This is a genomic window from Pararhizobium sp. DWP3-4 (genome assembly GCF_049898205.1).
GTDB lineage: Bacteria > Pseudomonadota > Alphaproteobacteria > Rhizobiales > Rhizobiaceae > Pararhizobium.
In genome coordinates this window covers 136904-148158 of sequence record NZ_JAFCXF010000012.1, presented here as the reverse complement: position 1 = coordinate 148158, position 11255 = coordinate 136904, and the positions used below count along the sequence as shown (strand labels likewise).

7 protein-coding genes and 2 pseudogenes are annotated in these 11255 nt (G+C 57.7%); 1 reads left to right on the top strand and 8 read right to left on the bottom strand.

Annotated elements, in window-relative coordinates; genetic code table 11:
* The 8 genes and pseudogenes from ACP7E6_RS24980 to ACP7E6_RS24945 form a co-directional block, all read right to left on the bottom strand.
* On the bottom strand, positions 1-362 hold a 362-nt coding region (locus ACP7E6_RS24980; protein WP_426232383.1), incomplete at its 3' end, for a CheR family methyltransferase.
* A gap of 200 nt (positions 363-562) precedes the next feature.
* The gene (locus ACP7E6_RS24975; protein ID WP_426232382.1) at positions 563-1045 is read right to left on the bottom strand and encodes a DUF2243 domain-containing protein; all 483 of its coding nucleotides are present in this window, start codon (positions 1043-1045) and stop codon (positions 563-565) included.
* Positions 1042-1302, bottom strand: a complete 261-nt coding sequence (locus ACP7E6_RS24970) for a DUF982 domain-containing protein (protein ID WP_426232381.1) — start codon at positions 1300-1302, stop codon at positions 1042-1044. Before ACP7E6_RS24970 ends, ACP7E6_RS24975 begins: the two co-directional genes overlap by 4 nt.
* A 1086-nt stretch (positions 1303-2388) precedes the next feature.
* A pseudogene (locus ACP7E6_RS24965) lies at positions 2389-3420 on the bottom strand (ATP-dependent DNA ligase).
* Between the two features lie 235 nt (positions 3421-3655).
* Positions 3656-3835 carry a DUF3606 domain-containing protein gene (locus ACP7E6_RS24960; RefSeq protein WP_426232380.1) on the bottom strand — a complete coding sequence of 60 codons (180 nt, stop codon included), beginning with the start codon at positions 3833-3835 and terminating at the stop codon, positions 3656-3658.
* 495 nt (positions 3836-4330) lie between these two features.
* Positions 4331-5527: pseudogene (gene malQ, locus ACP7E6_RS24955) on the bottom strand (4-alpha-glucanotransferase); the annotation flags it as partial.
* Between the two features lie 216 nt (positions 5528-5743).
* Complete coding sequence (gene treZ / locus ACP7E6_RS24950) at positions 5744-7525, bottom strand: malto-oligosyltrehalose trehalohydrolase (RefSeq protein WP_426232379.1); 1782 nt, start codon at positions 7523-7525, stop codon at positions 5744-5746.
* Between the two features lie 91 nt (positions 7526-7616).
* Positions 7617-8333 carry an SDR family oxidoreductase gene (locus ACP7E6_RS24945; protein WP_426232378.1) on the bottom strand — a complete coding sequence of 239 codons (717 nt, stop codon included), beginning with the start codon at positions 8331-8333 and terminating at the stop codon, positions 7617-7619.
* Between the two features lie 306 nt (positions 8334-8639).
* Here ACP7E6_RS24945 and treY point away from each other — a divergent pair, with 306 nt between their 5' ends.
* Complete coding sequence (gene treY, locus ACP7E6_RS24940; protein WP_426232377.1) at positions 8640-11171, top strand: malto-oligosyltrehalose synthase; 2532 nt, start codon at positions 8640-8642, stop codon at positions 11169-11171.
* Positions 11172-11255: the final 84 nt, after the last annotated feature.

Below are 11255 nucleotides of genomic sequence, written 5' to 3'. Positions count from 1 at the left end.
CGATTGGCGGCAGGCGTTTGCGGTGGCATCGGAAGGGCCGGGAATGCCGCATCCCCATCCGACCGCTGGAAGATGTGGGCCGCCTTGTCCCAGACCGCGAAAAGATTTGAATGGCGGCTTACGCCTTCCGAAAGACCGAGGAACAGCAGGCCGTCGGGGTTGAGCGCGTAGTGGAATGTCCGCAAGATGCGGTCCTGCAGATCATTGTCCATATAGATCATCAGGTTGCGGCACGAGATGAGGTCAAGCCTCGAAAACGGCGGGTCTTTCGTCACGTTGTGGACCGAGAACACACACATCCCCGTGCGGGAAGAGCGGTTTACGGAACCGAGATCAGCTCTGTCATTATGTACGTTCATCATCAGACCTTTCGTTCGCTTCTCGAGTGCCACCTTTCCTACCGACGCGTCATCCCGCAAGGCCGAAGCAGCGTAGTGAAAGCACGTCCTCAAGCGTAAGGCTGGGTCCAAATACAAGAAACGACCACACTGGTCGCGTTGCGAAGACAAGACCGAGGCCGAAGGCCGTCCAGATCGCGGCGGTTCTGATTTCACGCAGTATCTCAAGCATGGCGCCGTCTCATGATCACCATGCCGACGGCGACCATGGCCCCACCCCAAGCCAGAAAACCCAGGTCCCACGCGAGCCACTGCTCCCGAGCAACGGTTTCATTAACATGGTGTAGACCAAGGACCTGGTGGTCTACGATGCCCTCGACGAGGTTGAGCATTCCAAAGCCGATGAGCATCGTGGCAACAAGATCGCGGGTCGACCAGCGGAAATGACTGAGGCGGCCGGACCGCCATAGGGTGAACAGCCCAATGAGCAGGGCGACGTATGTGCCGGAATGGAAGGCACCGTCCCAGAACGTGTTCAGCTCAAGGTTCTCGATCGTGGTGACTGGGTACCATGAACTGAGCATATGGTGCCATTGCAACATTTGATGGAGAACAATTCCGTCGAAGAAGCCTCCAAGTCCAAGGCCCAGTATCAACCCCGCGGACAGAGGGAAACTTCGAGCGGAGGGCTGCTTAAGGTTCGTCATGCGAGTATCTTGGCGGCCGCCGCCGCATCTAGAAATGCGCTACGAGCAGTTTCCGGGCTGCCCTGCGTCTCGATCGCATCGACGCATCGGCGCCTTGCAACGACGTGTTCTGACTGACCGCTAGATGGCCAGCGATGGAGAAGCGCCGATAACGCCGCATCAGGACCGTCGATGCGTTCCCGCATGCCGTTGCCAATCCTGACAAAGACGGGCGATTGCCAAATGACGTGAAAATCGACGTCGATGACCTTATCCATGGGTGGCCTCCATTTCAATCTTCGCCACAAACCTCCGTCGGACGTACGAGTTCCCTCGCTTCTACGTTGTGCGCCGACGAGCCGCCGGGGTTGACTGTAACATCTATGCGGCCACCAAATTCTGGCGTGTGGCACTCAAGCTGGCCGGGTCAGTGTGCTCCCAGACCACAACGACCTCTGTTCAGCTCGAGGGCCGCCTTAGAGGTTCTGTCCTGTTGGGCGAAAAGTATTCGTCCGGAGAACGACCGGCTTGAGGCTCGTAATTATCGAATAAACGTCGTCCATCACATCAAGCGTCCCTGGTGGCCCCGCCGATCTGTCCACCGATCCTCCGGATCAGCGCTGGATTTGTAATAGCCTTGGCCGTCAGTCTGCATCAACAGCGTACGCGCGATGATGTCTATGGATGGGCGGCTCCAGCAAGGCCCGACCTGTCAAGATAATGTTCTAATTCGGCAAGACTGCCGATCTTCTCGGCGTCAGGCCTGTCCGGTGCGGATATCTTCCAAGCGAAAAGGCCATGTCGTGGTCCCAGCTTTGGTGTTTGAGAATGATGCACAGCCCCGGGGGCCGGTCCTTTGAATGGGCGCTCATTCATCCCGACCTTTGTCCTCCCAGACGAGGGAAACGACTGTGGTAGCGCTTCCTTTGGACACGAACACGTCCCCCTGGACACCACCCTTACTCATGTCCACGTCCTCAAGATCTAGCGACTTGGATTTCGGTTTACGCGTTGCGACTGCTGGCGTCGGAAAGTTTTTTCATCGTCATTCTTAGACAGGGGGCGTCCTCATTGAAGGCCGGCTAACACGACGGCTCGTGAGAGTTCCCGTAAGGCATTGATCCGTGCGCAAACGTACGCTTGGTCTAAGGCGCTCGTTGTCCACGCCAATGAGCTGCTGGCTCTCGTAGATCTGACGCTTCCGGGTTCGACGAGATCTATATTGATAATGTCTTGCTCGTTCAGGAGGGGTTCCTCGAGTTCATGGCGCGGGACGTTTTCCCGTGTCACGCCGGTTGCGCTCATAATGGAAGCAACCGTAGCGTTCTGAAAAATGTAAGGGAGAGGTAAGGTCACCCCGTGTTTCACAGCCCGATCTGCCTGAAGTCGCACTGAGACGGCTTCTTGTCCGGGCGCCAGCGAAGAAGCTTGGTTCCGTGCCTGAAGCGGCAGCCGGTGATCTGATCGAATTTGACTTCCACCACCAGTTCGGGTCTGAGCGGTTTCCAGTCGGAAGATCGGTCTGTCGTCCAACGGCTCGGTCCGCCAGGCGCCTTCCCGGTGAACCCCGGGCCACCCTTCAGTGATTCAAGTCTCGCCGTAAGCTCCGGCTTTTCGATGTCGGCAATCGCAGACGTAAAACCGACGTGGTCGAGTAGTCCATCATCATTGTAAAGGCCGAGCAACAGCGAACCCACCAGCTCACTGTCTCTCTCATACCGAAACCCACCGACGACACAGTCCGCGGTCCGCAGGCGCTTGACCTTCATCATCGCGCGCTCTCCGGGTCTATAAGGTTCATCGATCCGCTTGCACACCACACCATCGGTATCTCCACCCGATCGGGATAGCCAAGCGTCCGCCTCGCGCAAGTTCTTTGTCGCCGGCGATACGGTGAGGTACGCCGGCGGCCTCAATCCTTTCACGGAAGTCTTCAAGGCGAGCGCGGCGATAGGCGAGTTCTTTGTCCAGGATTGGCATACCGTCCGTATCCACGAGCATGTCGAATGCGATGAACCTGCTTGGGGTTTCTCTCGAAAGTTTGCGGACGCGACTTTCGGCTGGATGCAAGCGCATCTGCAAAGCGTCGAAAGATAGCTTCCCCTCCACTTCTATCACCAATTCCCCGTCAATAACGAAGTTAGGTGTCGGAAGATCGGCGAGCAACGCCACCACTTCCGGGAAGTAGCGGCCAAGCGGTTTTCCGGATTTTGCCCGAAGATCGACGGACGAATCGCTCCTGAAAGCGATACATCTGAAGCCATCCATTTCGGCTCGTACTGCCAGCCTTCCCCGGACGGAAGGGCCTTTGCCAATTTGGCTTCCATCGGCTCCGTCTCGATGGACAGGCCATATATTCCTGCGGCCGGTTGATCACCCGCGTCGCGTATGGCCATTGCTACCAAAACCTCTTGGAGTGGGCGCCCCGTGTGGCAACCTCTACCAGAACCGCCGTCGACAGAAGGATGGTGGAGACCACAGCCGCTATCGATAACAATCCGTCATTGGTGATTTTAGCATTCGCCTTCAAACCGGCCGTCTCGGAAAACGCTAACGAAACCTTTGCGTGCTGGCGTTGATTTAGGAAACCCGCGGGACTAGCGCCGTCGCGCACAGCAACCTCACGATGGCTCATCGCTTGTTCTCCAGATTGGCCTCGACTTTTTTACGGCTGTTGCCGACATCCTTGACTGCGCTCTTGACGGCGTCTTTCGTAACCCCCTCTTTTTTGGCCTCGTAGCGAACCTCGTGGACCCGGCCGCCCGCGACGCGTGCCCGATCTTGCGCTCTGCCTCTTTTGGTGCTTGACATTTTCCGTCTCCATGATGATCGACGTAAACTATGTTTGAATCCGGAAGTTCCACGCCGGTGCAGTCTCCTTCAATTTGGTCTCCGGTCATCGGAAACAGAGGTCGATTTAGAAGTTTGCCACCTACGATGCGAGGCACTTGTCGCAAATGTAGCTACCGTCCTCGTCGAGGACGGTAGCTATTGGCCACAAAGAAGCAAACCTTATCACAACTTAGAAGGTCGTCCGGGTCTCAGATCTCGACTCGCCCGAAAGGATTTTCCATCTCAAGGCCTCAGGTTCGAGGATTGGATGGAGATGGTGATAAGGGGTCGCCTTCAAAGGCGACACCTCGCTCTCATCTGCTTGGGAGGGCGATTGCGTTCAGTTGGGGGAGTTAGGTAGAGGTTCAGTACCCGCCAACAGACTGTTAAATTCAGCGATCTGTGGAGTCTGGACTCTCCTTCGCTCGAACGGTTTTCCGAGTAGTTCGACAGCCAAGGGTTTGAGCGTGCCGTTTACCCCGCATGCGCTCGCTCCTCTCGCATGGCCGCGGCGATCTCGTTGAGAAGCGGCAGACCGGCCAGCTCCTCTGTCGTTGCCGAGAGTTTCGGCTTCCAGTTCGGATAGCTTTCGCTTGTGCCGGGGATGTTGGTCGGACACTTTTCGTCTGTCATATCTGCCAACCGGACTGCCACTAAAACAGAGGGCGTCTTGGCAATGAAACGATGGGCACTGACCACCAGGTCTTTCAGCTTATCGTCGTTCGCATTTACAGGTGGCAGACGAGCCGGCGGCTGCGTCCCCGCTTCATCGAGGGCAAGCTTCAGGTCCGCGCGCTCATGCTGCCGTTCTTCAAAATGCATTCTGCTCACATCAGGAGGAACAATTCCATGGTCTTTGCGCGCTTTGATATCGGCGGCACACCACCAACCGGCCAAAGTCTGGTGATCGTGCGTCGAAATGCAGGCAAGCGACAAGGAGGGGTAGGCGCCCGCGGGCCTGAACCCGTCGTCTTCCCGTTCATAAGAGAGGATGCGGTAGGACAGGATTTGGGCTTCGGCCAGATCTTCCTGCAGCCCCTCCGGCAACATCCCCAGATCCTCACCGATGACGAGGCACTGGAATTCCGCGGACGCGTCCGACAGAATTTGCAACAGTTTATCCTGCGGATAGTTCACATAGGCGCCGCTATCAGGCGCGCTGTCGAGCGGCACAAGAAACAGGCGCCGCAGTGCTGCGGCGTGATCGATCCTGATGGCACCGGCGTACCGCATGGCAGCGCTCACCATCCGGCGAAACGGGGAATCCGTCCTGGACGCTATCGCCATCGGATGTAACGCCGCCAGATGCCAGTCCTGGCCATCGGTGGCAAACGGATCGGGAGGACTTCCAACCGTGGCATCGGAAATATAAGCCTCAATCTCACTCCAAGTGGCTGACCCATCGATGGCCTCACCGACGGCCAGATCAAGATACAGCCCTATACGGAGGCCGGCTCGGCGTGTGACCGCGGCGGCTTGCGTCAATTGTTGGTGGGCCAGCCATTGCAGCCACATGTGGAAGCGGATCGTGTCAGCCTGCGCATCCGCAAGTTCGACCACCTCATCGCTGTCACGTCGTCGGTATTCAGGCGGCCAAGTTTTCCAGCCCGTACCATGACCGCTTTTGCCCATCGACGCCGAGAGAGTTTCGAACAGCGCGTGCCGGCGAACGACTTGGGAATGGCCTTCGATTGCTGCACTTTTTTAGGTCCACGAGCAGATTTTTCATCGACGCCTAGTGCAGCAAGGATCGTGCGCTTCGTCTCGTCGGTAATCGGCACCTCCACATTGTCAGGAGACGGTCGCATAAGGCTGATGCCATGATCTTTGGCCAAGCGGTCGAGATGCGATTCCATGGTCTCACTTTCTAGATCAGATGTGCGGACTTCAAGTCTTCGCCAGATCAATGCTTGAGAGCACGGACCAGGGAGCTAGCGTTCCCTCGCTGTTCGAGCCATGCAGGAAGATGCGTTCGCCCACGAACGGAGACGGGATCGTCACCGGTTCGTCCGAAAAGTTGGCGAGCAAGTAAAGCATGGAGCCGCCCGCAAGCGTCCAGTCGACTATCGTCAGGCGTCCCTCATGACGGAACGAGCCGCTACCACTGGCCCCTTGCAGCAACGGAACAATCCGGTCCTTTCGCAGGGTAAGCAAGGACCTATAGAAGGCGAGCATGTCCGAAGCACCAGTGCCAACCAACTGAGACCAATCGAGCTTAGCCATCTCAAATGTGGACCGTGCTGTCGGATCAAGGAGGTCGTCGGCATCAAAGCCTGGAAGCCGTGACAATTCCTCTCGCCGTCCTTTCCTGACCTTCACGTTCAGTTCATCATCGAAGCCGCAGAAGTACGGAAAAGGCTCACGCGCTCCCCACTCCTCGCCCATGAACAGCATCGGAATCTGCGGCGACAGCAGATAGACGGCTATGACCGCCTTGATAGGCTCCGGCGGACGGTAGGTGATCATCCGATCGCCCAGCGCCCGGTTGCCAATCTGGTCATGATTCTGGATGAAGGAGATGAACGCGGTGGGGGGTAGGCCGGTCGTAGGCTTTCCGCGGCTGTCGCCACGATAGGGCATGTGTTCCCCTTGAAACACAAAACCTTCGGCAAGCGCACGGCCGACCTTGCCGTCGTCGTCGGCGTAATCCTGGTAATACCCGAACGTCTCACCCGTCGCGGCAATGTGCAAAACATGATGCACATCGTCGTTCCACTGGGCGGTGAAGCTGGTGGCCCTCCCGTCCTCGTCACGACGCAGCAAATCGCTGTCGTTGTCCTCATTCTCGACGATCAGGTGAACATGCCGCCGGGTTCCTGCGGCTTCGCGAGCCCGACGGGCTAACTCGTGAAGAAGATGTTCTTCGGCGTCATCGTTAATGGCATGCACCGCATCCAGGCGCAAACCGTCGAGCCTGAACTCTGTGATCCAGTAGATTGCGTTTTGAATGATAAACTCCCGAACGGCCTTCGATCCTTCACCGTCATAATTGACGCCGTTGCCCCATGGGGTCTTGTGGTGTTCGGTAAACAGCGGCGCGTAGGTTGCAAGGTAATTTCCATCTGGACCGAAATGATTGTAGACGACATCGAGAAACACGTTGATGCCGCGTACATGGGCTGCGTCTACCAGTGCCATCAAATCCTCGGGACGGCCATAACTGCTGTCCGGTGCATAGGGCAGGACGCTGTCATAGCCCCAGTTGTAGCGGCCAGGAAAATCGCCGACTGGCATGATCTGAATGGAGGTGACGCCAAGCTCTGCCAAGTGGTCCAGTCGTTCAATTGCCGCCCGGAACGTGCCTTGCTGCGTAAACGAGCCGATATGCAGCTCGTAGATGACGCTTTCTTCCCATGGACGTCCCAACCAGTCACTAGCCTTCCATTCGAAGTACCGAAGATCGATAACTTCACTCGCGCCATGGACGTCTTCAGGCTGGTGGCGTGATGCGGGGTCAGGCACCTCGGACCCGTCCGGCAAACCAAACTTATAACGGCTGCCTGGCCCGATGCCGGGAATGTGACAACGATGCCATCCGTCGTCTGAGCGTTCCATCTCCCGCGGACTGCTCCCCTCGATCACGAGAGAAACGTCTTCTGCCAGGGGAGCCCAGAGCCTAAACTCGACGCCGTCTTCCAAAACAAGCGGACCAAACGCGTATTCGACCAAAACATCACCTTTTCCATCTCGAAAGGAACTGGCTAGCGTAGGAGACCTTGGCCGCCATCGACCCAGATTGGAGACCAGTAATGTGTCGCGACTAATCGGAAGCCAGGAAGGCTATAACGTCGGCGACATCTTCACTTCGGCCCGGACGCCCTCCGGTAATGGGGACCTGACCTTCCGGCCATACGACGGGTATTGCCGTCTCGTCTTCTTTTCGTAGCTTGGTGTTTGCCTCGATATTCGTCTCGATCTCACCAGGGCACACAGCGTTGATGCGAATGCGATGACGGGCAAGCTCCAAGGCAAGCTGCTGCACCATTGCTACCTGGGCGGCTTTTGTTGCGGTATAGGCCGTTGCGCCTGGGGTCGTGAACGTTCGGGTGCCGTTAATCGAAGAGACGACAATGATCGAACCGCCGCCCGAACGCTTCAGTTCCGGCACGGTCGCGCGGATGGTCAAGAACGTACCAGTCAGGTTGATTGAGATCGTCTCGTTCCATTCAGCCAGTTTTAGATCATCGATTGGAGCCCAGACGCCATTGATGCCGGCATTGGCGACGACAACGTCGAGCCGACCATACTGCTGGGTCAGCTGCTCCACGGCTGCAGCCATTTGGCTCTCATTAGATATGTCTGCCGAAAGGAAGACGGCCTCGCCTCCGGTTTTTAAGATCTCAGCGACCGTCGATGAGATCTCTTCTTGCGTAGGTCCAAGCGCCCCAATCTTGTACCCGTCTCTCGCAAGAGCCATCGCGGCCGCCTTCCCAATGCCGGACCCGGCTCCAGTGACAAGTGCTACGGCTGGCTTCATGAGGAACTCCTAGTCGATCTGAGCGGCGGTCAAACCCTTGGACCCGCCTGAAGTTCCCGATCGACAATGTGTTTGTACGGTGCAGGACGACAAGCAAGCGTGTGAGGGCCATCGCGCCCTGTCCCTGCCATGCGGCTAGAATTGGCAACTCCCCCCTAAGAGACGTCGCGCACGTGAGTGTAAACATGGTCTGGAACAACGAGCGATCAACATGGTTGTTAGCGGGTTCTCCCATGTTTCCGCGACAGCCTTGATAGACGATCGTCATCCACACGGCCTTACGCCTAAAGCCACTGGAAAAAGCTCATGAACATTCCGACGGCCACTTACCGCATCCAGTTCCGCAACGGCATGACCTTCGACCGCGTTGCGGCGTTGGTGCCCTATTTGAAACGCCTTGGTATCAGCCACGTTTATGCGTCTCCGGTCTTCACCGCAGCGTCCGGTTCGACACACGGATACGATGTCACTGACGCCAACGAGATCGATACTACAATTGGTGGCCGCGAAGGCTTTGACCGCTTGGTTAAGGCGCTCAAGATGGAAGGTCTTGGCCTCATCCTCGACATTGTGCCGAACCACATGGCCGCCTCGCTGGAAAATCCGTGGTGGCGCGACGTGGTGGAGAACGGCGAGGAGAGCCGCTACGCCCGTCACTTCGATATCGATTGGACGCGGAGGCTGACCCTGCCCTTCCTCGGCGACACGTTCGAGAAGGTGCTGGAAAAGGGCGATATTTCCGTGAAGCCTGACCCGAGGACGGGCAAGCCAGCGTTGGCCTACTACAATAGCTTCTATCCGCTGAACCCAGCTACCTACGCCAGCGGGGAGGCGGAGCTACCGAAGGGGACCGACAAGGCGGCCATCGCAGAGCTCCACGACCAGCAGCGCTATCGGCTGATGTCCTGGCGGGAGGCGCGGCGCCAGCTTTCCTATCGCCGATTCTTTGAGATCACCGGCCTTGCCGCCGTGCGGGTGGAAGACGGCTCGGTCTTCGATGACACGCATCGGCTTATCCTTGAACTGGTCCGCACCGGCGCGGTGGATGGCCTGCGGGTGGATCACGTCGATGGCCTTGCAGATCCGAAAGCCTATCTAAAGCGTCTGCGGCAGGAGGCGGGAGAAAACTGCTACATCACCGTCGAGAAGATTCTTGGAGGGGGCGAGCATATACCTGCCGATTGGCCGATATCCGGCAGCACAGGTTACGAATTCATCGCCGCTCTTAGTGACGCATTGGTCGATAGCGAGAAACTCGATGAACTGCAGGAGGCCTTTCAAAAAGTTGCCGGCCAGCGTATCGATATGCGTGATGAGCTGCGCGCCGCCAAATTGCTGATGGTGGACAATAACTTCGCCGGCGAATTTGCCGCTCTTGTGCAGCTTGCGCTGCAGATCGGCCAGGCGGAAGACAAGGAAAGTATCTTGTCGGAAGCGTCGATCAAGCCGGCGATCCGCGAACTGCTGATCGCTTTCCCGGTCTACCGCACCTACAGTACCCGCGACGGCCTGCCGCCTGAAGGCCGCGAGATGATAGCCGGTGTCATCGATGAGGTCCGCCAAAGCCCTCATGGGCCGGAGCCGCAGGCGCTCGCATTCCTCGAACGCGTTCTCTCCGGCGATGTCGAGCAGCAGGCGGGGGGCCAGGCCTCGGTCTTTCGCACCCGCTTCCAGCAACTGACCGGGCCGCTGATGGCAAAGTCGGTGGAGGATACGCTGTTCTTCCGCCAGCACATGGCGCTCGCCCTGAACGAAGTCGGCGCCCAGCCCATGCCGCGCGCCTTCTCCGTCGATCGCTTCCACCGGGAAATGCAGACCCGGCTTCGACGACAGCCCGATGCGCTGTCCGCCACCTCCACCCATGATACGAAACGTGGCGAGGATGCGAGGGCCCGGCTCTATACCATCACTGAGGCCCCGAAGCTTTGGGCAGAAGCCGTCGAGCGCTGGGGGGAGATGAACCGTCCGGCCGTGCAGTCCCTTGAAGATGGCCCTGCCCCGGAACCAGCCGTCGAATGGATGCTGTATCAGGCGCTCGCCGGCGTCTGGCCGACGGGTCTGTATCCGGAGGATACGGAAGGCCTGAAGACGCTGGAAGAGCGCTTCCTCGCCTATGCGGAGAAGGCAATACGTGAGGCCAAGCTCCGCACAAACTGGGGCGATCCTAGCATGGCCTACGAACGAGCCGTGCTCGGCTACGCCCGCCGCCTTCTTGCGCCGGATAACCGAGATTTCGTTGCGGACTTCTCCAACACACTACGACCCTTTATCCGCGCCGGTCTAGTCAACAGCGTCACTCAGACGATTATCAAGCTCACGGCGCCCGGTGTGCCGGATATCTATCAGGGCAGCGAAGGTCTAGACCTCAGCCTCGTCGATCCCGACAACCGTCGCGAGCCTGATTTCAATCTCCTGCAGAGACGCCTTTCAGTAGAAGCTGAACGCCTCTTCGAAGGGGAAGAGGAATGGCTAAGCGGACGGGTGAAGCAGAATCTCATCGCAACCCTGCTAAACTTCCGCAAGCAAAAGTGGTCCCTATTTGCAAAAGGCACTTATATCCCGATCATAGCCGATGGTGAACGACCAGAACCTCTCATTGCCTACGCGCGCGTAAAAGAAGCGGATGCGGTTATTGTTATCGCCCAAAGGCTTAGTCTAAGGAGCAATACGGCGTCTTTCGAAGCACGATGGCACGGGCGGAAAATCCGGCTGCCAGACCCCGTGCGAAGGCAACATTTCGTAGATCTTCTCACTAAACAAACCGTCGATCTCGATGGCGATCTCGATTTAGAGCTTGCTGCCTCTGGCCGACCATTTCTTGTCTTGGGGAGTGCATGAAGTCTGCTCCGCTCATTGCTTCCACTTAAAGGTGACACATGTCCAAAGCATCTAGGTTCGATATCTTGTCCGGACATGCAGCCC